This window comes from Crocosphaera chwakensis CCY0110, assembly GCF_000169335.1.
GTDB lineage: Bacteria > Cyanobacteriota > Cyanobacteriia > Cyanobacteriales > Microcystaceae > Crocosphaera > Crocosphaera chwakensis.
On record NZ_AAXW01000003.1, the window covers coordinates 165881 to 192864 of the forward strand.

Consider the following 26984-nt stretch of genomic DNA (forward strand, 5'->3'; position numbering starts at 1 on the left):
AAGTGTAATGAAAGAAGAAGACAAAATTTATGAATCAATCATGCTCTTAAATAACGTTAATACTCAAGGACAGACAGTTACTTTAGGTCAAGGAATTTATCAAGTTGACTTATTCAATTTAGAAACCATTGATCCTTATGACTATATGAGAATAATGGGGTCTAACTTTCAATGGCGATACCAAGGCCAAACCGAATGGATGGATGGTCAATTTACTGAATATGCTGATAACATCAACCAAGGATTAACTATTGAATTGAATGTACTTGATGACACTGAATTAACCTTCAGAACTGATGACACCTTTGAATATCCTAATGATGACACCCCCACTAACCCGATAATTGATATAGAAATTTTACAAGCTGGTGATTATTCATCAATTATTGAAGATGGTATCGGAGCCATTGATAATAATATTCTCAGTACAGGAGAAGGTGCGGTTACAGTAGAGGAAATACAAGCTAATTTCTTTCACGATATGATTGATTTAACTGCTTATGGAGTAGAAGGAAGTGCAGCACTGTGGGTAACAGAACCGGGAATAAATAAGGTTGATATTACGGTTGATGGTTTTGCTAACTTATTGTTTTGGGATGGGAGTAATATTACTCCTTTTTTTGCAGAAGGGACTCAAGAATTATACTTTAATACTGTATCTGATGAATGGGGGTTTGTTATCCTTGATGATGTTGCTAATAATGAAGCCTCAGTAACCTTTGATAACTTCGTTTGGTACAACTCACAACCTCCTAGTGTTGATGTTATCAGTTATCAAGTTTATAACCAAGAGGAGCTTGATTTTCCTATTAGTTTAGGTGAGTTCTTTGAACTGATTGAACCAGCAACTACCTGAGTTCAGTTAATTGACACGCTGACCATTACTATCAATGATTATTTCTCCATCTTCTTTGGCAAACGGTCCAGGTGGCTAAAGTTCTACGAAGATCCAGGACTGCTTCACTTTAAGCTTATTTTCAGCTATTAATTAGGATAAATTCAGATTAAGGATTAATACTAGAATTATCTGTTAAATACGCTTGAAAATAATAAAGCCATTATGAAAATAGCACACACAATCGCACTCTGTTTAATTCTCTTTGCTGCTGTAGGTTGCAATAGTGTCAAACAAGAAACAGCTAATAATCCTCCAATAGTAGAGTCTAGTGAGAGTACCAAAAGTGATGAAAGTAACTCAGAAAAAGAGTCAACTATCAAAGTCGGTTCTTTTGTTTCTGGAGAACATACCACTGAAGGAAATGTTCGTATTATTAGTGAGGAAACACAAACATTCATTGAACTTGATTCTAACTTTAAAACATCAGAAATGGGACCAGATTTAGTGGTGATCCTTCATCGTTCTTCTGATGTTATTGGTTCGACTAACCCTCCAGCTTATCCACTTCAAGAAGGAGATTATGTGGTAGTCGCTCCTTTAAGTCAATTCAGTGGGATGCAAAAATATGCTGTCCCAGAGGAAATTAATATAGCAGATTATAAGTCTGTCGCTATTTGGTGTCATAAATTTAATGCCACTTTTGGGGCTGCAGTCATTCAGTAAAATTCTTATCTTTATTGTTTGAATTGAGTAGAGGGTTAAGTGATTTTATTAGTAATTAATATAACTTGTAAAAGTAAGTTTTTTATTTAATAAAGATCATTTCTTGTTGATTAGATAAACTTTCATCATAATGATATCCTAAACCAGAATAATCTTTAAGCTCTGAAGGATCATCAATTTGATTTTGTATAATCCAATTTGTCATTAACCCTCTACTTTTCTTCGCTATAATTCCAATAGTTTTGAGTTTTCTATTTCTCATTTCTTTAAAAGACACTTTCAAGATAGGATACTTAAAGAGTTTTGAATCGATTATACGAGAATATTCATCAGAAGCCAAATTAAGTAAGACTTTAGTTTGATGTTGTTCTAATTCATTATTTAATTGATGAGTAACTTTTTGAGTCCAAAATTGATAAAGATTATCCGCTTTTTCTGTTTTCAGACGGGTACTCATTTCTAGTCGATAAGGACTCATTTTATCAAGAGGTCGTAAAATACCATATAACCCTGATATAATTCGTAAATGGTTCTGAGCAAATAAATAATCTTTATCCTTGAATTTCTCTAATTCTAATTGTTTAAATACATCTCCTCGATAAGCTAAAATAGAAGCTTGTTTTTGAGATGTATCAAATAATTGAAATCGTTGATAATTTAAGTTAGCTAATGATTTACTTACCCCTAGTAATTGCCCTAATTGTTCAGACGTAAACGTTTGAAGCGAGTCAAGTAAAAAATTAGCATCTTCTTGATAAATAGCTTGTGTTGTTTCAGGAACGGTAAAAACATCATCAAACACTAAGGTTTTAGCTGAAGAAAGAATTAAAAGCATTTAATAGGAACATCATAATTAATGATTAGCTTATTTATTTTACCTTATAATCGAGATTAATTATATTTTTAAAATTATAAAAAATCAAGAGGTACTAACATGATAAAATGAGATTTGGATTTGGTAACACTCAATCTAATAGAACTCAATTATCAACATTTGAACTTTACTATTATCAACGCAACCCCTGGACTTACTACCAACGAACAAATCTTAGAACTCTTAGAAAACTATCCCAACGGGTTGACTGCTAAGCAATTAAGTCAATTACTTAATCGACCTGTCTCTATGATACAAATTTGTTTAAAATTGTTAGTTATTTGTCAAAAACTTAGAAGTCATGAAATAAATATGAGACAAGTATATTATTTAACTAACACTCAAAAATGAAATAGTATTTATCATGGAGACACACACTGAAAACCTTTGTAATCATTAACATTCTTTTTCAATATGCAAGTCAAACGACAAAACATTAGTATCCTAGTAGACGACAATGCGATGAGAATCTACCTCGTTAGTCCCGACAAAGTTGGAAAATATCCAGGAATTTTATTTTACAGTGATATTTATCAACTAGGTTCTCCTATAGCTCGTTTAGCGGATCATTTAGCTGGATACGGTTTTGTAGTGGCTGCTCCAGAAATCTATCATCGTCAGTTACCTCTTGGCACAGTGATTGAACCTACGGATATAGGAAAGATTCAAGGGAACGAAGCAGCGAGAAAAACCGCTACCTCAGAGTTTGATACCGATGCGAATGCTGTGATTGATTTTTTGAGTAAACATGAGGGAGTCGTCTCTCAATCAATAGGTGCGATGGGGTTTTGTATTGGAGGACATTTAGCTTGTCGAGCAGCCTTGAATCCCTTGATTAAAGCCTCCGTGTGTGTCTATCCCACAGGAATTCATAGTGGTAAATTGGGAAGAGAAAAGGCCGATACTTTAACAAGACTTTCTGAAATTCAAGGGGAACTTTTATTAATTTTTGGCACTTTAGACCCCCATGTTCCGGAAGATGGAAGAATTATCATTAAGCAAGCCTTAGAAAAAGCTAAAATTAGACACCAAATCAGAGAATATCAAGCTAATCATACTTTTATGAGAGATGATGGCTATCGGTTTGATCCCGTTGCTACCGATCAAGCAATGCAAGAAATTCTCTCTTTTTTTCAGTCTACATTCGTTAATAAGTAAGCAGCTAATTAATGATTCTTGTTTATTGCAAAACCCAACCATTGGCTTGACACACAGCAATTCCATCACCCCTAGGTTGCGCTAAAGACGATAAACACCAATAATGTTCTCCATCAAAAACAACACCATCTTTGACATACGTTAGTTTAGACACAGGTTGCCAACTACTTTCTCCTTCTTCATCATAATACTGATACTGTCCATTCTTTATCGTTAATCCCATCCCCACTGGACCTATCCAATAATTTCCTTCTCTGAATTTCATCAAAGAATTTGATTGAACTTCTCTGTTTTCCTTTAGATAGTTTTCTTGAATCAAAAAAGCTTTTAAAGCGGTAGGAAAGTCAGGGTATTTATTAGTCACATTTCCTTGTTCGTCATAAATCTCTAATCCCCAATCTGAGTTTTTATCATAACGAGCTAACATCAACTTCCAACCGTCTTCATATTCCCCTAAAAGAATTTTTTGAGCAACATAACCAGCTAATATCCCATTAATCTCATAATCGTCCTTTTCTCTTTCTTGAATGGCTTCATACATTCTTTTTAGAGTTTCTCTTAAAATTTTGGGATGATTACGAGTAACATTATTAAGTTTTCCCTTTTCAAAACTATAAATGAGTCTAGGAGGAAAAGAACCAGCGTAAGAACTAAATTTATAAAGAAAAGAATTATCATAAGTCAAGAATTCTAATTTTCCATCCTCATTAATATCTTCAAAACTACCTCCAATACCATCTAGATAGCCTGTTTGTGTTTTAATAAATTGCGTATTATCCCAAGTATAAATAATATGATTGGTACAACAATGTGCGCCTCCACTAAAAGTTTTAATCACCACTTCATCTATCCCATTTTTATCTAAATCTTGTAAAAAAACTTCTCCAGTGTATCGAGTGTACTCTTTAGCCTCAACTTGTTTTTGATCATTATAGTAAATTGAGTAAGATAAATTTTTATCGTCTGATGAATCCGAATAATTTATATCATTCGGAGTGTAACTAACAGAGACTTTAATGGCTCCAGATTGGATAATTTTGTCAGTAAACGGAGTATCTCCTTCAATCTCAATATTTGAAGTAGCTAGTATTCTATTCGGCAAGCCTAACATCATAAAAGTATTTAGTGAAAGGAGACATAAAAGATAATTAATAATTTTCATAAATTAGTTACAGATAAGTTCTATAGCATTTTCATTTGAGTTGTAAGCGGGCTAGTTTAGTAAGGCAGGAGGCAGAGGGCAGGAGGCAGGAGTAAGTTTTCACATTTCATTTGTAAACACTATAGTTGTAGGTGAGAAGATAAGAAATGATAAAATATTATCATCTAAACCATAGTTGTATTACATCTATTCAAAAAAAAGTAATGCTAAATAATTCAGATTTAATTTTAGTGGCAGGTGCTACCGGTGGTGTTGGTCAATTAGTGGTAGCTAAATTATTAGAAAAAAATCTTTCTGTTCGTGCTTTAACTCGAAATCAAAGTAAAGCTGAACAGATGTTTAATGATCAAGTGGATATTGTGATTGGAGATATTCGTTATCCTGATACTCTCGCCTCAATAACACAAGATGTCACTCATATTATCTGTTGTACAGGAACCACCGCTTTTCCTTCACAACGATGGGATTTTGCCAACTTATTTGACCCTAAAAATACACCTCAAGCAGTGGATGGAGAAGGCGTTAAAAACTTAATTGTAGCTGCTCCTAAAAACCTCAAACGATTTGTTTTCGTCTCTTCTTGTGGTGTGTTGAGGAAAGATAGTTTACCTTTTAATATTCTTAATATCTTTGGCGTACTTGATGCCAAACTTTATGCAGAAAATACGCTTAAAAGTTCGGGATTACCTTATACAATTATTCGACCAGGACGATTAATTGATGGTCCGTACACCTCTTATGATCTTAATACTTTACTTAGAGCTAAAACTGATGGAAAGAAAGCAGTTATTCTAGGAACTGGGGATACTTTAAATGGAGAAACTAGCAGAATTGATGTGGCCAATGTTTGTGTTGAATGTTTAAAGGATGAGATCACAATAAATAAAGCTTTTGATATTATTAATTCAGGAGTAAGACCACCCGTTGTTGATTGGGAAAAACTGTTTAGTGAGTTTAGTTGAATTATGATGATAAGATATTTACTTATTGTTGGTTAGGACTAATTTTATTATGTGGCGAGTTAATGTTCATTGTAATGGAGATGCTTGGAAACAGTCGGGTGCTGATTTTAAAACCATGACAGAAAATTATCAACTGGAATTAATAGGTTCTCAAAAAATGCCTGATGAGACAAGAATTATGGCTTATAAAATGGATGACATTAGTGAGGTTGAAACTTTCATAGAAGATTGTACCAAATTTTCTGGATTTACGGCTGACTTTGAATCTTTGTAAAAGATTTGATGACAAAAAGTATAAATTTAGCTTTGGTCAGTTTAGTATTATAATGAATTAACTGATTATCTTTTATTCAACAGGTTTAACCAGAAGTAAAACTGATTTAATTGAACGTTGAATTACGTTTCCGTCTGTTGATTTCTTTCCATAAAAACTCTCACCTTGATGAAAGAAAGATGAAGAACTTCCCCCATCTAAGTTCATTGCTGACGTGACTTCTAAACTTTCTAAAAAATCTCTCAATTCTAATAAAGATAATCCTGTTGATGGGGATTTTTGCTCTACCATCATCCAAAGAACATCTCCTGATGAAGTAATACCGATCGCCGTCCGTGCATTGGCTCTTTTGAGTCCCAAGGGATCACGAGAGATTTGACCATTAACGGACTCGAAGAAAGCTTCTTCTTCTGCACTGAGATTAGGAAGCAGTTGTGGCCCACCTCCAATAGCTTCAGTCAGTTGACAATTTTCTGGTGTCCGATCTTGATGGTAAGTAATGGCATAACGAGTGAGTTTACCACACTGATAACGACGAAACTCACTACGATTAAGGATTTTTTTAAGATAGGGTTTTAACTGTGCATTATCTATCAATCTCGGATTATTTGAAGGATCAGCAATGACTTTTCCCTGTTGGACTACATAAGAAGTTGTTTGACTATTTACTGGGTCAAAAAAGCCTCCATTTAAGACGGCAATTGCTTCAGTTTCTATGGCAAAATCTTCTATAGTCTTTAAAGTATTAGAAACAGCTACATCAATTTTAAAATGACTTTCAGCAGGAATTAATAAAGTATGAACTTTAGCTGTAGGGAGTTCATGAATTTTGTGAACCAGAGGACGGGATGTGACTTCAGCACTGTTGACTGGATTGTTTGATAAAGTTTCTGGTTCTGATCTCGTTTGACAAGAAGTGAGAAGAAGATGAAACAAAAGTAGCTTGATTATAATTCGCCTCAAGTCCAAAAATCTCCCTTAAATTTTGACAACATAGAGATTGACTCAATTATAACCACAATTCTATCAACTATTAAAGGGCAAAGTAAAACCATAAATGAAAAAGATAACAGTTCACAATGCTGCTACACGACTAAAAGGTGCTAGGTTGAAAATGTTTATCCAATTTCTAAACTGGTTACTCCGAAAATCTTATTCCAATTTAGTAATGGTGGTTGATGAGTATACATTCTCACACATTCAAAAATCAACTCCATTTTATAAGATGTCACTAAGGAAATGGCTTCTCTATTAAGATCAGGAACATCAATATAGATATTATTATTATTAGCATAAGTTGATAAAGCTAGTAGTAATTTCTCTGCGATTGCTTGGTTTTCAGAAAACAAAGGTCCAATTTTAAATCCTTCAACGCACTTTCTAATGACTCCATATCCAACAATTTTATCTTTTTCTACAACAGCATACCCTTGACTATTTGATTGCTTGATCCAAAGTTCTAAAAATTGCGCTCGAAACTGAGGAAAATACTGACTATCGTAATCACAGATTTGATTAAAATCAACTTCATTAATATCAACAACATCCTGCAAAATTTGTCCTTGAATAACTCCTTTATAGCGTAAATGTAGATGATCTGATTTAAAGTCCCATTTTTGATAATTATGAACTTGCTGAAAAACTGCATCTAACGCTGCCGATTGATTACCAATTAACTTAAACGCTTCTTGAAATGTTTTTAAACCATATCCTTGATGACGAAATTCTGACTTGACAATATACAGCCCAATAAAGTTAAAGTTTTTATTATATCTAATAACAGCAATACAACTAATAGGATTACCATTTAATTTTCCTATTAAAAATCCCTTCTTATCTGTAACGTAATAATTGTAAGCGTCATTAACTCCTGGATTCCATCCTTCTGCTTCTGCCCAAGATAATGCTAGTTTAACCTCATCCGTCGTCATAGGAGAAACAACAAAGTCTTGATTAGTGTTTGTCAATTCATTGGCTAATTGATTCATTTATTATCTTAATTTTTACTTGACTTTCTATTGTGTTATCTTAGTCGTTTCCACTCTTCGTTTCACTCGCCTCGTTAAACTCGTCCTGGTTAAATATAAAGATAAAACACACAGCAAATCTATTATACCCCTTAAAAAACCCCGTCAAGGGACTTGTGGGGCTATATTTGAGGTCGTTGCGCCTCGTGCGCCGTATCAAGTTTGCTGGTAAAACTCAAAGGTTATTTTACGGCACTGGCACATTTATTTATTTGCCCCAACCGCCCTATGACGGGGGGTTATCGCTTTCACATGATTATTGGGTTAATCAAAGTCAACATTGAAAATCTTTGGTTGCCTAATGAAAATGCTCAGAAAGAAAAGGAATAATTAGGGTTTGCTGAAAAAGTTTCTCCAAAATTTATGCGGCCAAAAGCCGATAATTTCCCTGCCAATTAATAATTTTTCTTTCTATAAATTTGCTATAAATATAATTTTCATTAATATAATTGTGGTTGAATAGTTCATCAGTTTTAATATTAATGAATAACCACAAATAAAGCGACAAAAACTGCCGAAGCAGTCTGGAAAGATTGACAACTAGAAAGGTAATGGCAATAGAAGTTTCTGAGGTTTCAGGGAGTTTAGTCATGACGAGATTCAAGCTAAACGAAGATTTAGCTTGTCCAAATTTTCCCTCAATAGCATTTCGGAAACTTTCGTCTGAGCGAGCTTGTTTCTTCTCTTCTTCACTGACATTTTTCGGAGGTCTTCCTAACTTCGGACCACTAATTCTTATTCCTCTCTCTTTACACCAATTTCTATTTTCTCTAGTTCTATAAATTTTATCAACATGAACAGATTCGGGATAATAGCCAAACATTTCTCTATACTTTTCTACTTGTTCTTTTAAATGACAAGATTCATTTAAGTTTTCCCAACTTATTCGGTCTAAAAATACATAATTATCCACACAGCTAACCGAGAGCTTAGCTCCAAACTCTATTGGTTTTCCTGCTTTTCCTCTGACTATAGGACGAATATGGGGTTGAGTTAAACTTACAATTCTTTGGGGAACACTCTGGGTTTTATTCTCCCACATTACTCGTTGTTGTTTATAAACTTTTTTGATAGTTTCTAGAAGATTTTGCTGTCTTTTACTCAGATTTTTGAGGGAAGCCCCAGCTTGATTCAAGTCTTCTATATGTCCTAGATTGTTCTTAACGTATTTCAACTGTTTTTCTATAGCTTTTCTCCTTTCTTGATAAGAAACTTTTCCTTTTTTAGCTACCTTTAAATATTCTTTTCTGGCAATGTGTCTAGAAATTCTCGGTTTTTTCCTCAGTTTTCCTCTTAAAGCTTTATAAAGATTGTCTATTATTCTTTCTGTCTCAATTCTAGCTTGATTTAATATTCCTAAATCTGTCGGATATTTTATATCGGCCGGCGCACAAGTTGCATCTAGTATTAGTTTACCTCGATTTTTTAGTTTTTTTCCTTTTTCTTGGGGTAAATCCTTTTTTTTTATTTCTTTATCAAGCTTTTCTTTCTCTTTTTTCACTATTTCTTTATTTATTTTATTCACCAAATCTACATCAATCCTTTTCCTAAAATGAACTAGCATTGAAGCTTCCACTGGTGGCTCTTGTTGATAACAATTTAAACCTATAAAGTATTGTAGATAAGGATTTTCTCTAATCTGTTCTATTGTTTCTCTATCACTTGTTCCTAACTTTTCCTTAATAATTAATATCCCTAATGCCATTCTAAATGGTTTAGCTGGCGCACCTTTTTCTGCTGAAAAAAGTTTAGCATATTCTTCTTCAAAATCATCCCAAGGTATTAGTTCTGCCATGATTACCCAACGATTACTTGGGGATAATTTTCCCTCGAAGGGCAATTCAAAATTTTCTGGGGCGGGTGAAGGCTGCTCCTCTTTTCGATACATTTGTTCTTGACTAACAACTGCAAGGTATCCCTACCAATTTTAGCGGTTTTTAGCTGCACTAGCTGATCTTTTTTTGTCATCGAATATGAGTGTAACCTTTTGATAACAAGGGTTACACTCATATTCAGCAAACCCTAATTAAGACAATATTCTTTTGATAACTCTACCGTTTGAAAGATGAATAGATTTATTTTGAGTCGTTAAGGTAATAAATAGTAGCTAAACTAATTAGTTTATTTTATTTATGGTACAGACAAACAATTCTTCTCAACCCAAATCCTCATCTAATCCCAACGAAATACCCGATCGCCAAATTACCGAACCGTCTGAACCGAATACTATTCCGCCAGGAGTTAGCGATCGCAACACCAGAATGGGTGCAACCATCGAATCCAATGAATATCGCCTTGCTTCGGGGGAAAACACCACAGCAGGAGATCCTGACGCAATGACAGAACAAGCTAAAGTAGTGGGAGAAGAAGCGATCGGCGGTGATACTCCTACACCAGATCAAAATAATGTTGACGATATTGGGGATGCAACTGGTGTTAACTTTGCACCCGCAGAACCAGTTGAAGTGTTTGACGAAATGCAACAACGGGATAGCGATCGCTTTGAACTTGATCCCAATTCTAAAGAATCTTAATAAGTGACTAACCCTCTCAACTTATTTAATAAACAAAATTGGCGTAATGTTTTCTTAGAAATACTCATTTATTCTAATATTTGGGTGGCTTCCGCCATCGCCTCCCTTTGTTTTAGTTTTCAATTGTTGATGGAACTGCCCTTAGATTGGCGATCGCCTTTATTCTGTTTCGGGGCTGCTTTAATTCCTTATCATTTGGATCGAGTTGTAGATGTTTACGTTCAACAAATTCCTGATCCTAATGTTCAATCCTATTTTAAAAAGCCAGGATTTTTAGTTTGGTTTTTGATAGCTTTAGGATTAAGTATAATCTTTACCCTATTATGGTTTGCACCTACTGCTGTTCGCTACGTTAGTTTGCTCGGTATTTTTCCTTTGATTTACGGAGTTCCTTTATTTCCGAGATCAAATCAATGGTATCGACTTAAAGATATTCCTGGGTCAAAAGCTTGGATTGTTGGTGCTATCATTACCTATGCTGTTGTTAGTTTGCCTTGTGCTTATGCTAATTATTGTCCTCAAGGAATTACTTTTATTTTGAGTACCTTATTTTTATTTATTTTTATTGTTACGAATTCCCACAGTTTTGATTTAAGAGATATAGAGTCCGATCAAGAACAAGGAGTTATTACATTACCTTTGATGATGGGAATAGATAGAATGAAAATTTTACTTTCTATTCTTAATGTATCGGTATTGGCTTTATGGGTTTGGGCTTGGTCATCTTCCTTAATACCCTTTAAACCAGAGGTAATAATTTCTATTTTAATTACTTTATGTTATCTTTCCATACTTAAGCCATCAACCTCTCGACCTATTTACTCAATTTTCATTGATGGTTGCTTATTTATTCCTTTATTTGTTCATTTATTATTTAGTTTAACTCTAAAAAATAATCCCTCTGTTCATTAATAAGTAAGACAGAGGGATACTATGTTTTTTGAGAAATAGCCTCTAAGTTTTACAGTAATAAATAATCATATAGATGATTAACTAAGAGAAATACTGATAACTGTTGCTACGCCAATAGACCATACAATTAAAGACCAGATCCAGTTGACTATCATTGAGTTAGCCTCCTCGTACTAATTAGTAAGCTTTCGCTTTATATTCTTCATCTTGAAGATGAATTAACTTAGGCAAGATCGAAACAATTTAAACCATCTATTATTCCTCAGTTTAAAGGTGAACTCAGGATTCATAAGTGCTTTAGGTTACTGTTTTTGATATATTCAATTAAATACATCTTCAATTCAACCTAATAAAATCAAGAGTATAATGGTTATAAGGAGCCAGTTGATTGTTAACTATACTAATTAGTTATTCATAGGAAATTAATGAATAACTGGTCAGACACTTAAATTTACTAAAAGTTGACAATTGTGAACCATCATAAACGAGTCTCCTTAACAAACATAGGTCAATTAAGACTCTCTATACATACTATAGCAAATATTTCAAGGGTCTGCAATAAATATTTACAGCAAGGATTTAGTAATGGCGATCGCTTAGTTTCATAGCAATTGTTAATGGAATAATCAAAATCAAAAGTTGAGTAAAGATCAACCGCCGTCGCCTTGAGTTTGTTTGACATGGCTCTGATAAATAATATCTGCAATCTCAACATTAGCTTTTAATGATTCAAGAAAGCCTTAGAAAAAATACGGAAAAATTGGATATAATTAGTTTTTTTAGTAATTTTAACCAAGATTTATTAAAGAAATAGTACAGTTATTGTAGATTACTGGGAAAATTATCCCTAGATTTTAAGCGGTAAAAGGATTAACTTAATTTAATTTAATATCTGAGTTATCATTCAATTCTCAATATCAAACTCAGATTAGTGAGGCTGTTTTCGGCATGAAAGGCAACTTTTGTGTTAATGTTGCCATAAATCATTATATTAAGCTTCATCTATATTATTCATCTGGTGATCATGACTTATGCCCATCAGTCCTTTACAAAAAGCGATACGGAAACTCTCTAGCAAACAACGAAAATGGTCAATGGTAGGCCAGCGAACGCCTAAACGGGTTAATCGTTGGTTCAAATGGTTATCCCCTGGACTATTTGTTAAACGTTGGTTATTAATTAGTGCAACTGGTTTAATTTTATCGATGTTAGGTTTGGCTATTTGGGTCAAACTCACCCCTGTTGATCGTCTTTTGGAGTTAATTTCTCAACTCCTCGAAACCATTACCACTTACGTTCCTAGTTATATTTCTGGGCCGTTTGCCTTATTATTCGGACTCTTTTTATTATTATGGGGACAAAGCCGAACGGTGGGATCGATTACCGAAGCGTTTCCTGATAGTGATCAGGAATTAGTTGATCGCCTCTTAACCCATCGTCGTTTACATCGGGGTCCAAAAATTGTCGCTATTGGAGGAGGAACGGGACTATCAACCCTTCTGCGAGGTTTAAAGCAATATAGTGCTAATATAACCGCCATTGTTACGGTAGCTGACGATGGGGGGTCTTCAGGACGACTAAGAGAAGAAATCGGTGTTTTACCTCCTGGGGATATTCGTAACTGTATGGCTGCTTTAGCGGATGAAGAAAAGTTATTAACAGAATTGTTTCAATATCGCTTTCAAGCAGGAGAGGGATTAAACGGCCATAGTTTTGGTAACTTATTTTTAACGGCCATGACAGCTATCACGGGACGGGATTTTGAAAAGGCGATCGCGGCCAGTTCCAAAGTGTTAGCCATTCGGGGTAAAGTCTTACCGGCAACGGTGAGTGATGTGCGTTTATGGGCTAGATTAGATGATGGTCGCTTGGTAGAAGGAGAATCTAATATTACCGAAGCTGGCGGAAAAATTACTGAAATTGGCTGTTTTCCTAAAAATCCTCCCGCCTTACCTGCTGCGATTCAAGCGATTGGAGAAGCTGACTATATTATCATGGGTCCAGGCAGTCTTTATACCAGTGTCATCCCGAATCTTTTAGTTCCGGAAATTAGAAATGCTTTAGCTAAGGTCAAGGTTCCTCGTATTTATGTTTGCAATATTATGACGCAACCAGGTGAAACCGATGGTTATACAGTTGCTGATCATATTAAAGCTATTGATCGGGTTTGTTCTCGACGCATCTTTGACGCTATTTTAGTACAACGCATTTCTCCTTCTGCCACAGCATTAAAACATTATGCTAAAGAACAATCCCATCCTGTATTTTTAGACCGAGAAGATGTAGCCAATTTAGGATGTCGTATTATTTTAGCGAATATTATGGATGAAGATCCGATGACAGCAAAAGTAACTCATCATCCTCAAAGGTTAGCCAGAGTTTTATTGCGTTGGTATAGTAAAAATTAAACAGACAAATTGCTTAGAGTTTATTTTTCTAAGCGAATTACATACCATTGCAGATAATCATCACTACCCATATCAAGATCACAAAAATTTTCCATTAAATATTGTGCTTGATCGTCTATCGTAGTTAATTTTTCTAGTTCCTTGGGTAAATCATCTTGACGAGTTGATAAAATACCTTTGAGCTTTTCTAATAACTCTTGAGGGGTCAATATTTGTTCCGGTTGGTTGGTTTCGAGGACAACAAAACCATCCTCTTGATACATAATTGAATCTGGCATCGTTTTTGTATGTAATAAAGTTAGAATTTAAAGGTTTCTTTTAAGTATAATAATCTCATTGCCTACCACTGGACTGCGAGCAATAAGATTTCTTTGGGAGTCTAACATTTCTAATTTACGAAAGTCCAAACTTTGAGTCTTTTCTAAGATGGTATTTGCCAGTTGATTTTGTTCTGTTGTTGATAAACTGTACCATTTATCTCCGACAGTCACTATTAGTCGACTCCCTAAAAAATTGGCTTCTATTTTACCAATTAAATCGTCAGGATATTGATTAGTTAATGCTGTAACTTCTTTTTGAATTCCAGCAATTAAGCTTTGTTCTGGGGTTAATTTGGGTGGGGAAGAAGGCACATTTTGAATGGGTTCGGGTAAGGAAGGTTCTTCTAATTCTGTTGGTGTTTCTACCACTTGAGGTTGGGTGATTTCTGGGGAACTGTTGAAAATTTCTAGGTTGGGTAAGGATGGTTTATATACGAAAAATGAGACAGATAAGGCAATAATTAAAACAAATCCTATGATTTGGGCTATTTTTCCCCCGAATAAGCTTTTGAGAAATGATGGAGGTGACGATGATGCTTCGATTTGGGGTTTTTGATCAGCTTCAATATCTTCTGTTACTTCATTAATTTCTGATATATTGCTTACTTGGGTTGGGGTTAAATCATCTTCCCAGTCTTCTGACTCCTCTATGTCTTTATCTTCTTTTTCTTGTATTTCAGGAGAGTTAACGATCTGGGATTTATTTTCTAGAGAATTAGCAATAATTTCCGTACTATTAATGAGTGTGTTTAAAGTGTCTTTATTAGGTAAATTATTGATATTTTCTTCATTGACTTGCTGAACAATGAAGTCCAATTTTGTAATAGTTGCTTTTAGTAATTTAATAAATTCTTCTTGAGAAATCTCTTGGTTTAAACCCTCAGACAATTGAGAAGAATTTGAGGATATGGGAGAAGGTTTGTCGCTGGACATAAGTTAACTTCCTTATAAAGCAATTAATCTTAACTATGGCAGACTGTACTGTTTAAAGTTAGTTAATAATTAATAATTTGTTGTGCAAAAAAGTTATTCTTAACTTTTTTATTTTTGGGTTTAACCCCCTAGACAGCCTATTGATTTTATGTTAGAGAAAACATCAACATAAACAAGGTAAAGCAATAGACATATATCTAATTTATCACTTCTGTTTACAAATTTGATCTCATATAAAATAAAATGCTAGAATGAAAGGTGAAAACACAAATGAAGATTTCCTAGTTAAGGAGGAAGTTAAAGGTAACTTTTCTCCATCTTCTTTGTCTCAAGCGTTTTCATTATCTCAGAGAGGAACTCATTTTGGCTAAACGTCGTAATTTGAAGAAAGAAAAAGCAGAACGGAATCAGGCTTATGCTCGCCAATTTCGTCAAAAAACTTCTCGTTCTTTTTCCCGTGGTAGATCCTATTCTAACAATAACAATGACCAAGAGGATAAAAACGACGATGACAATAATAATAACTAAGGTTTAAGTTAATTAGTAAAAGGAACAGGGAATTGTGAGATTCTCCTGTCCTGTTTGAGTTGTATTGAGGGGTTAAAGGTTTAATTGTTGAACTAACCGATCAACATCAAAGTTTTTAACCATTAACTCTTGAATGCAGCTAACTTTAATTTTTTCTTGCAATCGGACTTTACCAAAGGCTTGATCCACAATTTCAACGGTAGTTAAGGTATCGAGATCAACAGACAAGATAGGCACTTCTAAATCTTCAGCTCGACTAATGATCAAGGGTTGAGGGTTCATGTGTCCTGTGAGAATGAGGCAACTGGTAGAGGTTTCGAGGGCTGCTAATTGTAAATCAGTGCGATCGCCTCCGGTTACCACAGCTTTATTTTGTCCTTGGCGGAAATATTCTAGGGCTGAGTTGACATTCATCGCCCCGATAGTAAGACTTTCTACCATTAAATCTAAGCGATCGCCACGGCATAACACTTGAGCCTTTAATTGATGGGCAATTTCGCGAACACTGACACTGCGTAGTAAACGACTGGTTGGCAATAAACCCAATACTGGCATCCCATGACTTTCAAGATAGGGTTTAATGAGGGTTTGAGCCGTCTCTAATTCTTCACTGGGGATATCATTGATAATCATACCCACTAAGCTATCCCCTAAGGCCAATTTAACGTTAAGTAGATTATCTACCACCAAAGGAGAATGATAACGGGCGACTAATAACACAGACGCATTTAGGGTTTGGGCCATGTCAACAATCGATAACCCAAATAGACTACCTTCCCAGAGGGTTCCCGCCCCTTCTACAATGACAATGTTAGCTTCAATGTTAGCAAGACTATCCTTGAGTAATTGTTTGTAGTCTGTAGTATCCTCTTGTTTAAGGCGTTTTTCGAGGGTTGCTCGTTGTAAAGGGATAAGGGGGGATGCTACTTGAGCTTCTTTTAAGCCCAAAGCGTCAGCAATAAACTCGACATCCGCTTCTTTTGCTTTAGGATCTTGATCTTGGAAACAAGTGCCAATAGGTTTACTATAGGCAATGGAGAAACCTTTATCTTGAAACTGATGAGCAAGTCCTAAAATGGTTCCTGACTTACCGGTATAAGCTTCGATTGAAGCTATAATTAAGCATTTGGTTGACTGTGCCACCCTGTTACTCCTTTATTTTCTATCGGTCTAGGAGGCAGATTCTTCACAGTGTAGCAACTTGCGATAGAATCCCTGAGGAAAATCTACTATTTTTCCTTCTTGATAAATTTTAAGGGCTGAGATCAGATAGTCAATAAACTCCGCATTAAGAATAGTAATTTCATAGCTTAATTCTGCTTGCCCATCAAACTGCATTCGACAACGAGTAATTTCAGAAGGCAGTTTCGAGACAAACCAAGAAGCAACGAAAGGGATACCTTTTCCCCCTTCAATGCGTCGTGTTCCTTCTAAATTCCCTTGGGCATATAAAGAAATGGCATAGGGGAGTACTTTATGCTTATCTTTATGATAGTAAGGCTGATAAATCATTATCTGGCCTTTGGGGGCAGGTTGGATATCTTCGATGCTAGTCATAAAGTCAATAAACCTTAAAGAATAGGATGGGTGATGAGTCAACGTCCTGCTATGCTCTATTATAGGCAATCGCATCCTTATTCTTCCCTCAAGATTCTCTAAATTAACATTAATTATTAATTATTAATTGTTCAACGGTTTCTAAATCTGGTAGGGCTGTTTGTGCGCCTTCTTGCGTCGTGGTTAACGCTCCCACCACTGACCCCCATTTTAAGGCTTCTTTAAGTGATAAACCTCGATCTAAAGCAGCAGCAACTCCCCCATTAAAACCATCTCCTGCACCTACTGTATCAATGGTTTCGACGACGGTAGGAGCGACAAATCCTTCCTCATTTTCTGTGGCATAAAAAGCTCCTTTTTGTCCTAGTTTAATAATGACTATTTTAACTCCTTTTTGCAGTAATTGTTCAGCAGCTTTTTTAATAGTTTCTGTATCAGATAAAGGGAAACCTACTAATTTAGCTGCTTCGGTTTGATTAGGTGTAATAATATCAATTAGAGGATATAAACTATCAGGTAGTTTCTCAGGTGCTGGTGCAGGATCTAACATCACCGTGACCCCTAATTTTTTCGCTTCTATAGCTGCTATTTCTACTGCTTTTAAGGGGATTTCTAATTGTAATAATAACAAACTGGCTTTCAAGAGAATTTTCTCTAAACGAATAACATCAGACTCATTAATGTTACCATTAGCCCCAGAAATAACAATAATGCTATTTTCTCCCGATGTTTCTACCGTAATCATTGCTACCCCTGATGAGGTATTTTTATCAATCAAAACCCCCTGAGTGTTGATGTCAAATGTTTCTAATCTTTTTAATAAATCTCGGCCTAAACTATCACCCCCAACCCGTCCCACAAAGTAAGTTGAACGACCTAATTTTGCCGTTGCAACCGCTTGATTTGCCCCTTTTCCTCCTGGTAAAGTTATGAAGTGAGTGCCTGTAATGGTTTCCCCAGGTTGAGGAAAGCAAGGAGTTTGGGCAATCATATCCATATTAATGCTACCGAAAACTACAATACTCATAAAGCAATTAAGAATTCAGAATTGATAATTATTTTAAAGTGCTTTTCATCTTTTTGTATATTGTCGTTTATCATAACAGATTAGTCACTACGACCGTTGATCATTACTGCTGCATCCTCCCAAACAAAAGCGTTAGCAATGGTATGACCGCTCCTTCGAGATGAAGCACTAACTAATACTTTAAGGATATAATATTAGAAATGCAAGTTAGAAAAAATGAAGTTAATCGAATAAATAATGCAAAAGATAGTCTCTATTATTCAAATCATTGCCTATTATTTACTTGTTCTTTTAGTTTTTATAAGGTTTCATTTCTATATCTGAAAATTAAAGAAGTTGTGATCGCGACCGAGAATTAAAGTGATTGATTGTAAGCAGTTTTTCTTATCCATAACATAAATTTATATAGGTTCTTGAAAAACGTATATGTGTATTTATTTCTTTTCAATTAAATCTAAAATGCTTCTGTTCTTTTAGCATATTGTTAGAAAATTTAGCATAATGGTCTTGTTTTGCTAATAATTCATCTTTTGTTATGATGGGTTCATAATCCTAATACTGCCGAATCGAGAAAAACAATCTAGCAATCAGGAATAATATATGAGAACCAATTAGTCCATAATATTATTATGTTTCTACAAGAGCGATTTGTAGGGTTTTAACACTGTTAAAGCCTTTCTCACAACTGAAACCTGATTGCTATCATTGTCTAATCTTCAAAATCTAGTTGAGAACCTTGGGGACAAAATTGAGCAATTAATTGTTTAAATTTCTCAAACTATTCTTCTCTTTGATAGGCTTCTTGTTCATCAATTTATAAAGTTTTTTTGATATTTTTTAAACTTCTTCAAAGCTTTTTCATTTTGTTTTATTTATTCTTCTCAATCCCAATCAGAATCATCTTAAATAGTTGCAATTTTCTGATTATATTTAGCCTCTAAGCTATATAATAAAACTTGTTTATAAGTTGTCGATAAATCTCTATCAAAGGGAATAGGCAATGGTAAGAAGTTAAAAGTGTATCTCATCAGAGTGAGAAACACTATATTTCTTTACATAGTGTTGTTAATTGATGTCCGACTACTTAAACTTACAAGTATGGTTAATACATCAGCAGACGCAAGACGATTTTTTATTGTTGGGATTGGGGCTTCGGCAGGAGGAATCGAAGCCCTAAAACGCTTTTTTAGCAATCTCCCCGATGATCCGCAGGCTGCCTTTGTGGTGATGCAGCACGTATCCCCCAACCATCCGAGTATGATGCCCGAAATCATTCAACGGGAAACCAATTTGCCTGTGGCTGCCATTGAGGATGAGGTGGCAGTAGAGCCGGGTCATATTTATGTGTTGCCCCCAGGGTATAATGTCGAACTCGAAGATAATCGCTTGCGCTTGCGGGAGTTAACCCGAAATTTTGCCAACACCATTGATAACTTTTTCTACTCCCTAGCAACGAATTGGGGAGAAAAGACCATCGCTATTATCCTATCAGGGACGGGGGAGGATGGACAAGAAGGACTCCAGGCAGTGAGTCGGGTAGGGGGAATAGCCCTGTCACAGTCACCAGAAACAGCCCAGTTTGAGACGATGCCGAATAGTGCGATAGGAATGGGGATCGCTGATTAAATCTTGTCCCCTGAAAACTTGGCGAGGGCGGTGTATGATCTGATTCGCTTTGCTGATAGTATGCCCAAGGACGAACGGGAAACCGAGGCGATTGATGCAATGCGACTTCAGCGTATCCTCGATATTCTGGCAGAACATGAGGATATTGACTTTTCCCATTACAAAGTTAGTACCCTGTCGCGGCGGATTAAGCATCGCTTGACCCTCTCCCAATATCGCAATTTAAATAATTATGTTCGTTTCCTCGAATCCTCGGAAGAGGAACAGCATAATCTACGTCAAGACTTGTTGATTGGGGCGACTTGTTTTTTCCGCGATCGCCCTATGTGGGATTACCTCGAAGCCCATGTCATTTCTGAGCTAGTGGAGAGAACCAGGGCGGGGGAACAACTGAAAGTGTGGGTGGCAGCCTGTGCCACGGGAGAAGAAGCCTACTCCTACGCCATGCTCTTGTATGAAGCCGTTGAGCGTAGCAACAAGTCGATTCGAGTCAAAATCTTCGCCACTGACCTCGATACCGAAGCCCTAGAAATTGCCTCCCGTGGAGTCTATCCTGAAGCCATTGTCAATGATGTGGATGCCGAACGCTTAGAGCGATACTTTACCAACAACGGCTCTCACTACAAAGTCAAGCGGATACTACGGGAAATGATGATCTTTGCCCCCCATGACTTAGTGAAAAATGCGGGATTTGCGCGGATGAGCTTGGTGAGTTGTCGCAATGTGCTGATCTATATGCAGCCTGCACTTCAGCAACAAGTTCTGCGGTTGATGCAATTTGCCATCCTGCCCCAAGGGATTCTCGTGTTGGGGAGTTCGGAAACCTTGGGGGATGTTGCCGATGGCTTTCGTCCCCTTCAGGCGAAGTGGAAGATTTTTCGCAAGCGTGGGGATGTCTCGGTTTCGATTATGCCCATTGGTCGGCAGATGATGATTGCCCCGGTGTCCCAGACTATCCGCCCCCGCCTGCGTCGGAACCAAACGGATCAGCTTTTAGAAGAAGTCCTCAAGTATGCCTTTGTGCAACGCCCGATGACTTGTCTCCTGGTGAGTCAGGAGAACCAACTGCTGCGGGTCTTTTACAACTCAGCAGATTTACTTCAACTTCCCGTGGGGGAAGTGGACTTAGGGGTGACAGACTTGGTACATCCGACCCTGAAACTCCCCCTCTCCACCGCTCTGCACCGCGCCCGACGCGATTGTGAGCCTGTCCTGTTTACCGGACTCCACATTGACCGAGAGGATGAGGAGCTTAATGTCAGCCTGCGGGTGGGGTGCAACCCCAATAATCCGGCTCTGGCAGACTACCTGATCGTCATTTTGGAAGTAGAAGGAATTTCCCCGAAGTCCGGTGCTGCCCTACGATTTGATGTTGATAGCGAAGCAGCCCAGCAGATTACGGAAATGGAATACGAACTGCAACAAACCCGCGAAAATCTGCAAATCACCATCGAAGAACTCGAAACCGCTAACGAAGAACAACAGGCAACCAATGAGGAAATGCTGGCGGCCAATGAGGAGTTACAGGGAACCAATGAAGAACTGCAATCGGTAAACGAAGAACTCTACACCGTCAACTCGGAGTATCAAAACAAAATCAATGAGTTGACCCAACTCAACGATGATATGAATAACCTCCTCCGCAGTACCAACATCGGGGTTGTCTTCTTAGATCGCCAGTTGAATATTCGCAAATTTACCCCCGCAGCCACCCGTGCCATTAACCTCAAACCCGCCGATATCGGTCGTCCTTTGGCTGATTTGACCAGTAAACTCGACTGTCCCGACCTATTGACCCTATTGCAGACGGTACTAGAAACCGAAAATGCTGAACAGCGAGAGGTGAATATTCCGTCGACTGACGGAACCTTGCTGATGCAGATCAACCCCTACTGGCGCGAAGATGACACCAGTGATGGGATTGTTCTCAGCTTCATTGATATAGATGAACTCGAAAAGGTGCAACACCAACTGCATCAGGCAAATGCCATCCTCGAAAACCTCTATGCGACTTCTCCAGTTGGCTTGTGTTTGTATGATCATGAACTCAAGTTTGTGCGGATTAATCAATCCCTGGTGGAGAGTTACGGCTTAGAGGTTGAGGATGCACTGGGAAAAACCTCCTCAGAAGTTCTCCCTGAGCTCGGCAGACAAATTGAACCCCTGCTCCGTCAAGTCCTAGAAACCAATGCGCCCATTATAAGTATTGAACTGCGCGGTCGTACCCCTGCTGACCCAGCAGCAGAAAAGGTCTGGAGTGCGAGTTATTACCCCGTGGATGTACTCGAAGATCAGTGCGGAGTAGGCGGGGTGATGATCGACATTACCGAACGCACTCATGCTGAAGATTCCCTACGGGAAAGTGAGGCGCAACTGATCCAACAAAAAGAGGCATTGGAAGACGCGATCGCGATCGCCCAAGCAGCGGACTTCGCCAACCAAGCCAAAAGCGAGTTTCTCGCCAACATGAGCCACGAAATCCGCACCCCCATGAATTCCATCTGTGGGTTTAGTGACCTCCTCTTGCGGAGTCAGTTAAATCCCAAACAACGCCATTGGATAGAAATCCTTCAAGCTAATAGCAATAGACTCCTCGCCCTGATTAACGATATTCTGGACTTCTCGAAAATTGAAGCGAGAAAGCTACACCTTAATCCCCGTGAATTTAATCTAGAGACACTCTTGCAAGAAGTGAGATTTTCTTTTACCCCTCAAGCCGAACGAAAAGGATTGCAACTTACTCATGAGATTGAGCCAGATGTCCCTAGACACCTAATTGGGGATGACTTTCGACTCCAGCAGGTTCTCAGCAATCTCGTCAGCAACGCCATTAAGTTTACCGAAACTGGAGAAGTCAAAATTGCTGTTTCCCAGCAAGGCGAAACCGAAGTAAACGGGGGGATAATTGTCCCGTTGCGTTTCAGCGTCCAAGATACCGGAATTGGGATTTCCCCAGACGCACAAGAAAACCTCTTTCAACCCTTTACCCAGGTGGATAGTTCTGCCACCCGACGCTATGGGGGGACAGGCTTAGGCTTAACTATTTGTCGGCGCATTGTGCAGTTGATGGGGGGAGAAATCCACGTCGACAGCGAGGTAGATGTCGGTTCAACCTTTTGGTTTACTGTTCCTCTCCAACAACCGGATCACCCTGCTTCCCCCGCAACCAGTGAGCATCCAGAAACCTCAGTCTCCCCTTTAGAATTACAATCTACTTGCAAAATCCTTGTTGTTGAAGATCAACCCGACAATCGGATTCTACTTCTGCTCATGCTTCAAGAGTTTGATTGTGAAACAGACTGGGTTGAGAATGGTCAAGAAGCCCTAGAACGTATTCTGGCTGAAGATTATGACCTGGTATTCATGGACTGTCAAATGCCTGTGATGGACGGTTATGAGGCGACGCGACTTCTACGAGAACAAGAAACAGAAGACCGTGTTATTATTATTGGACTTACCGCCAATGCGATGACAAGGGATCGAGAAAAATGTCTGAACGCAGGGATGGACGACTACCTCAGCAAACCCGTCCTCATCGAAGATATTGAACAAATTTTAAACAAATGGACAGCAAGATAGTCTCTAAAATGCTTCTGTTCCTTTGGCATATTGTTGCTTATAAAATTTAGCATAACGGCCTTGTTTTGCTAATAATTCATCATGAGTTCCTGACTCAACTACTTGACCTTTTTCTAAAACTAAAATACAGTCAGCACTGCGTACGGTACTTAAACGATGAGCAATGACAAAAACGGTACGATTCTTCATTACTCTTTCTAATGCTTCTTGTACCAAGGTTTCTGACTCAGAATCAAGGGCCGATGTTGCTTCATCTAATATCATAATACGAGGATTTAATAAGACGGCTCTAGCGATCGCAATTCTTTGTTTTTGGCCTCCTGATAGGTTAACGCCCCTTTCTCCTACCCAAGTTTGATAACCTTGAGAAAATTGAGTAATAAATGAATGAGCATTAGCTATTTTTGCAGCATTTTCGATTGCTTGATAATCTAATTCTTCTTGTCCATAAGCAATATTTTGGGCAATCGTTCCTGAGAATAAAGTTGTTTCTTGGGGAACAATTCCTATTTGATGGCGTAAACTTTTTAAGCTAACGTTTTTAACATCAATACCATCGATTAAAATTTGTCCATCTTGGGGATCATAAAAACGAGGGAGTAAATTAACTAAGGTTGTTTTTCCTGCACCGGATGATCCCACTAAGGCAATAATTTGTCCTGGTTGTGCGAGTAAACTAAGATTTCTCAAGACAAGTTTACCTGATTTGTAAGCGAAACTGACATCACAATATTCTACTTTTCCTGTAACTTGTGGCAAGGTTAAACTATTTTCTTTTTCAATGACTGTTGGTTTTTCATCCATTAATTCAAAAATACGATCCACCGAGGCTTCTGCTTGTTTAAATTCATTATAATTGCTAGTCATTAAATCGATAGGATGTAATAATATAGCCACAGCTGCTAAGTAACTAACAAATTCTTCTGATTGTAAATTTCCTTGAGAAATTTGCCACCCTCCAATAAAAAAGAGAGACATAATACTAAGCGCTTCTAAAAATCCCACCACAGGATATTGAGTCGCTTTTAACTTTTCTGCTTTATATCTTGCTTGACGATTATACTTAGCTTCTTGAGCAAATCGTTGAACTTCATAATCCTGTGCAGCGAATCCTTGAACCACACGAATACCACCAAAAATCTCAGTTAACAGAGAAGAAATGTTAGAAATTTGGTTTTGACTACGACGAGAAAGTATTAATAATCGTTCTCCGAACATACTGACTAAAGTAGCCATCAAAGGAGCGAGAATTAAACTAGCAATGGTTAACTGCCAGTTTAAATAAAACATATAAGCAGGAATAACAATTAATTGCAGCACATTCGAGACAAATTGATGGGATAACTTATCAACAATTTCCCCAACTTTGTCAATATCTTCTGTTAAACGATAAGTTAAATCTCCTGTTTTTGCTGTTTCAAAATAATCTAATCCTAATTGATGTAAATGGGCATAAACTTTTTTGCGAACATTTAACACCATCTCCAAAGAAGCATCAATCATGAATATATTTTGTCCGTATTGAAAAATGCCCCGAACTAAAAATGCTAAAGTTCCTAATCCTAACCAATACGCTACTTGTTGAAGATTACCTTGTCCAATATATAAAGAAACTTGTCCTGCCAAATAAGGTAATGCTAATGTAACTGAAACAAAGCCTAAAATACACAAAAATCCTTTAACTAATGACGGCCATTCTGTTAGCAAATAAGGTAATAATCGCCACCAATTTGATCGTTTTTTCATTAGGATTACGAATTCAACAAAAGCAAAAGGTCATTATAACACAAAAATTATTTTTTAGAGATAATTAAAAACTAAATAAGCTACTTTATCCTAATAATTAAATCACTGCTTGGAAGTCTCTAACCATTCGTTTTAACTTTGAACTCCCAACTCCGAACACATGTCATGTTATGGATAGAGTAGGTTTCTGTTAGAATTATTACCAGATCACTTATGTAGATAAACCATAATCCTTGTGATCGTCAGTTTTATTAAGTGGAGAGTTGGTACTCTGTGCTGCAACGTTTTAAACAAGATTTAAAAAATGATTTAATTGCGGGCCTTTTAGTGGTCATCCCCTTGGCAACTACTATTTGGCTAACGATTACTATTGCCAGTTGGGTCATTAATCTTTTAACTCAAATTCCCAAACAACTCAACCCCTTTGATGGCCTTGACCCCATTTTAAGCTATTGTCTTAATCTGATTGTGGGTTTAGCAGTCCCTTTACTGTTTATTTTAATTATTGGCTTAATGGCCCGTAATATTGCGGGTAGATGGCTATTAGACGTAGGAGAACGCATTTTACAATCTATTCCTTTAGCAGGGGCTGTTTATAAGACACTACAACAAATATTAGAAACCCTCTTTAAAGACTCTAAAAGTAAGTTTCGGCGTGTGGTTATGGTGGAATATCCCCGTACGGGTGTCTGGAGTTTAGGGTTTGTCACAGGGACTTTAAGTCCTTCTCTACAAACTCATCTTGATAAACCTATGTTAAGTGTATTTATTCCCACTACTCCTAACCCGACATCGGGATGGTACGCTATCATTGCTGCTGATGATGTCATTAATCTGCCCATTTCTATTGAAGATGCCTTCAAAGTGTTAATTTCTGGCGGTATTGTTAGTCCCAATCTTCCTAACCCCGTTCCTCAGTTGTCTCAACCCAAGAATAACACTCAACTGAATCTTGATTCGACTGTGAAACATCCCGAAAAGCATCCGATAGTCGTTGAAGAAGATACCGCTAACTCATAGGGTGAAAACAAAATTATACTTTGAGAGAATTATCAGGTTGAGGGTGTAGGGTATAAACAATCAACCATCGTTTCAAATCTAGTTATTTTAGAGATTTAACCGCTTATGCCGTCTCGTCAGCAACCCCGTCGTATCGCTCGTGAATTAGCTTTATTAAGTCTTAGTCAAATTAAAGGAAAAGCCGAAAAACTGGATAAAGTTGAACTTAACGATCTCACTTTAGCAGCTATCAGGGCTTTAACCAGTGAGGTCCAAGATACTCTAGAAACCGCTTCATCCGAAGTGAAAAGGGGACATAATCAACTGTTTCAGTACGAAATTAAGGCAACGACTTTAGAAAGTGCTAAAACCATGATTAAAGATGCTCTCACCTTAACACAAGAAGCCATTAATCGTTTAGCTAACGCAGTAGAATTCCCTGAGATTATTCAATTAGCTAGTCAATACGAAGTCAGAGAGTACACGCTTGAATTAATTGGAACGATTAACCGACGCAGACAAGAGATTGACCAACAATTAGAAGCCGTACTAAAAGACTGGCAGTTAAGGCGTTTGGCCAAAATTGATCAAGATATTTTACGTTTGGCTGTAGCAGAAATTTTATTTCTTGATGTGCCTGAAAAAGTGGCGATTAATGAAGCTGTAGAACTAGCAAAACGCTATTCTGACGATGATGGTTATCGTTTTATCAATGGGGTTTTAAGACGATTTACAGACCATATTAAGAAGAATTAATCGTGTTTCTTCAAACTCAATTGGTTTCTCTTGAAGGTCTA

General features: G+C 37.1%; 24 protein-coding genes. 13 read left to right on the plus strand and 11 right to left on the minus strand.

Annotated elements, in window-relative coordinates:
* The first annotated feature begins 7 nt into the window (after positions 1 to 7).
* Together CY0110_RS03120 and CY0110_RS03125 are read left to right on the plus strand one after the other, a co-directional pair.
* The gene (locus tag CY0110_RS03120; protein WP_008273820.1) at positions 8 to 856 is read left to right on the plus strand and encodes a hypothetical protein; all 849 of its coding nucleotides are present in this window, start codon (positions 8 to 10) and stop codon (positions 854 to 856) included.
* Between the two features lie 204 nt (positions 857 to 1060).
* Positions 1061 to 1561, plus strand: a complete 501-nt coding sequence (locus tag CY0110_RS03125; RefSeq protein ID WP_008273821.1) for a DM13 domain-containing protein — start codon at positions 1061 to 1063, stop codon at positions 1559 to 1561.
* Positions 1562 to 1643: 82 nt separating this feature from the next.
* Here the strand turns inward: CY0110_RS03125 and CY0110_RS03130 are convergent, their stop codons facing one another.
* Positions 1644 to 2396 carry a YaaA family protein gene (locus CY0110_RS03130; RefSeq protein WP_008273822.1) on the minus strand — a complete coding sequence of 251 codons (753 nt, stop codon included), beginning with the start codon at positions 2394 to 2396 and terminating at the stop codon, positions 1644 to 1646.
* Positions 2397 to 2849: 453 nt separating this feature from the next.
* On the opposite strand from CY0110_RS03130, the gene CY0110_RS03140 reads away from it, so the two are divergent.
* A complete protein-coding gene (locus tag CY0110_RS03140; RefSeq protein WP_008273824.1) occupies positions 2850 to 3593 on the plus strand; it encodes a dienelactone hydrolase family protein in 744 nt (247 codons plus the stop codon).
* Between the two features lie 22 nt (positions 3594 to 3615).
* On the opposite strand, the gene CY0110_RS03145 is transcribed toward CY0110_RS03140, so the two are convergent.
* On the minus strand, positions 3616 to 4755 hold the full coding sequence (locus CY0110_RS03145) for a hypothetical protein (RefSeq protein WP_035798326.1): 1140 nt from the start codon (positions 4753 to 4755) through the stop codon (positions 3616 to 3618).
* A gap of 203 nt (positions 4756 to 4958) precedes the next feature.
* Here CY0110_RS03145 and CY0110_RS03150 point away from each other — a divergent pair, with 203 nt between their 5' ends.
* On the plus strand, positions 4959 to 5717 hold the full coding sequence (locus CY0110_RS03150) for an SDR family oxidoreductase (protein ID WP_008273826.1): 759 nt from the start codon (positions 4959 to 4961) through the stop codon (positions 5715 to 5717).
* 49 nt (positions 5718 to 5766) lie between these two features.
* Positions 5767 to 5991, plus strand: coding sequence for a hypothetical protein (locus tag CY0110_RS03155; RefSeq protein ID WP_008273827.1), 225 nt, complete (start codon positions 5767 to 5769; stop codon positions 5989 to 5991).
* Positions 5992 to 6063: 72 nt separating this feature from the next.
* On the opposite strand, the gene CY0110_RS03160 is transcribed toward CY0110_RS03155, so the two are convergent.
* The 3 genes from CY0110_RS03160 to CY0110_RS03170 form a co-directional block, all read right to left on the minus strand.
* Positions 6064 to 6927 (minus strand): phosphodiester glycosidase family protein, encoded by an 864-nt coding sequence (locus tag CY0110_RS03160; RefSeq protein ID WP_008273828.1) that lies wholly within the window; start codon positions 6925 to 6927, stop codon positions 6064 to 6066.
* Positions 6928 to 7109: 182 nt separating this feature from the next.
* Positions 7110 to 7979, minus strand: a complete 870-nt coding sequence (locus CY0110_RS03165; protein WP_008273829.1) for a GNAT family N-acetyltransferase — start codon at positions 7977 to 7979, stop codon at positions 7110 to 7112.
* A 400-nt stretch (positions 7980 to 8379) separates the two neighbouring features.
* The gene (locus CY0110_RS03170; RefSeq protein ID WP_008273831.1) at positions 8380 to 9906 is read right to left on the minus strand and encodes an IS5-like element ISCysp16 family transposase; all 1527 of its coding nucleotides are present in this window, start codon (positions 9904 to 9906) and stop codon (positions 8380 to 8382) included.
* A 244-nt stretch (positions 9907 to 10150) separates the two neighbouring features.
* On the opposite strand from CY0110_RS03170, the gene CY0110_RS03175 reads away from it, so the two are divergent.
* The 3 genes from CY0110_RS03175 (at position 10151) to CY0110_RS03185 (ending at position 13872) form a co-directional block, all read left to right on the plus strand.
* On the plus strand, positions 10151 to 10552 hold the full coding sequence (locus CY0110_RS03175) for a DUF6335 family protein (RefSeq protein ID WP_008273832.1): 402 nt from the start codon (positions 10151 to 10153) through the stop codon (positions 10550 to 10552).
* A 3-nt stretch (positions 10553 to 10555) separates the two neighbouring features.
* Positions 10556 to 11464: a UbiA family prenyltransferase gene (locus tag CY0110_RS03180; protein WP_008273833.1), complete on the plus strand. Its 909-nt coding sequence runs from the start codon at positions 10556 to 10558 to the stop codon at positions 11462 to 11464.
* A gap of 1031 nt (positions 11465 to 12495) precedes the next feature.
* The gene (locus tag CY0110_RS03185) at positions 12496 to 13872 is read left to right on the plus strand and encodes a gluconeogenesis factor YvcK family protein (RefSeq protein ID WP_008273834.1); all 1377 of its coding nucleotides are present in this window, start codon (positions 12496 to 12498) and stop codon (positions 13870 to 13872) included.
* A gap of 20 nt (positions 13873 to 13892) precedes the next feature.
* On the opposite strand, the gene CY0110_RS03190 is transcribed toward CY0110_RS03185, so the two are convergent.
* Both CY0110_RS03190 and CY0110_RS03195 read right to left on the minus strand, forming a co-directional pair.
* A complete protein-coding gene (locus CY0110_RS03190) occupies positions 13893 to 14150 on the minus strand; it encodes a chlororespiratory reduction protein 7 (RefSeq protein ID WP_008273835.1) in 258 nt (85 codons plus the stop codon).
* A gap of 27 nt (positions 14151 to 14177) precedes the next feature.
* Positions 14178 to 15125 carry a hypothetical protein gene (locus CY0110_RS03195; protein ID WP_008273836.1) on the minus strand — a complete coding sequence of 316 codons (948 nt, stop codon included), beginning with the start codon at positions 15123 to 15125 and terminating at the stop codon, positions 14178 to 14180.
* A 363-nt stretch (positions 15126 to 15488) separates the two neighbouring features.
* On the opposite strand from CY0110_RS03195, the gene CY0110_RS30310 reads away from it, so the two are divergent.
* On the plus strand, positions 15489 to 15653 hold the full coding sequence (locus tag CY0110_RS30310; RefSeq protein WP_008273837.1) for a hypothetical protein: 165 nt from the start codon (positions 15489 to 15491) through the stop codon (positions 15651 to 15653).
* 72 nt (positions 15654 to 15725) lie between these two features.
* On the opposite strand, the gene CY0110_RS03200 is transcribed toward CY0110_RS30310, so the two are convergent.
* The 3 genes from CY0110_RS03200 to rbsK all read right to left on the minus strand — a co-directional run bounded on the left by CY0110_RS03200 (position 15726) and on the right by rbsK (position 18237).
* Positions 15726 to 16796, minus strand: coding sequence for a phosphotransacetylase family protein (locus tag CY0110_RS03200; RefSeq protein ID WP_008273838.1), 1071 nt, complete (start codon positions 16794 to 16796; stop codon positions 15726 to 15728).
* Between the two features lie 27 nt (positions 16797 to 16823).
* Entirely contained in the window at positions 16824 to 17210 is a 387-nt protein-coding gene (gene ebsA / locus CY0110_RS03205; RefSeq protein WP_008273839.1) for a type IV pilus biogenesis protein EbsA, read from the minus strand.
* Between the two features lie 109 nt (positions 17211 to 17319).
* On the minus strand, positions 17320 to 18237 hold the full coding sequence (gene rbsK / locus CY0110_RS03210; RefSeq protein WP_008273840.1) for a ribokinase: 918 nt from the start codon (positions 18235 to 18237) through the stop codon (positions 17320 to 17322).
* Between the two features lie 1098 nt (positions 18238 to 19335).
* Here rbsK and CY0110_RS30735 point away from each other — a divergent pair.
* Together CY0110_RS30735 and CY0110_RS03215 are read left to right on the plus strand one after the other, a co-directional pair.
* Complete coding sequence (locus tag CY0110_RS30735; RefSeq protein WP_008273841.1) at positions 19336 to 19863, plus strand: chemotaxis protein CheB; 528 nt, start codon at positions 19336 to 19338, stop codon at positions 19861 to 19863.
* A 3-nt stretch (positions 19864 to 19866) separates the two neighbouring features.
* On the plus strand, positions 19867 to 23442 hold the full coding sequence (locus CY0110_RS03215; protein ID WP_008273842.1) for a CheR family methyltransferase: 3576 nt from the start codon (positions 19867 to 19869) through the stop codon (positions 23440 to 23442).
* 3 nt (positions 23443 to 23445) lie between these two features.
* Here the strand turns inward: CY0110_RS03215 and CY0110_RS03220 are convergent, their stop codons facing one another.
* On the minus strand, positions 23446 to 25188 hold the full coding sequence (locus CY0110_RS03220; RefSeq protein ID WP_008273843.1) for an ABC transporter ATP-binding protein: 1743 nt from the start codon (positions 25186 to 25188) through the stop codon (positions 23446 to 23448).
* 273 nt (positions 25189 to 25461) lie between these two features.
* Here CY0110_RS03220 and CY0110_RS03225 point away from each other — a divergent pair, with 273 nt between their 5' ends.
* Together CY0110_RS03225 and nusB are read left to right on the plus strand one after the other, a co-directional pair.
* A complete protein-coding gene (locus CY0110_RS03225) occupies positions 25462 to 26208 on the plus strand; it encodes a DUF502 domain-containing protein (RefSeq protein WP_008273844.1) in 747 nt (248 codons plus the stop codon).
* Positions 26209 to 26313: 105 nt separating this feature from the next.
* Positions 26314 to 26943 (plus strand): transcription antitermination factor NusB, encoded by a 630-nt coding sequence (nusB, locus tag CY0110_RS03230; RefSeq protein ID WP_008273845.1) that lies wholly within the window; start codon positions 26314 to 26316, stop codon positions 26941 to 26943.
* The last annotated feature ends 41 nt before the right edge of the window (positions 26944 to 26984 follow it).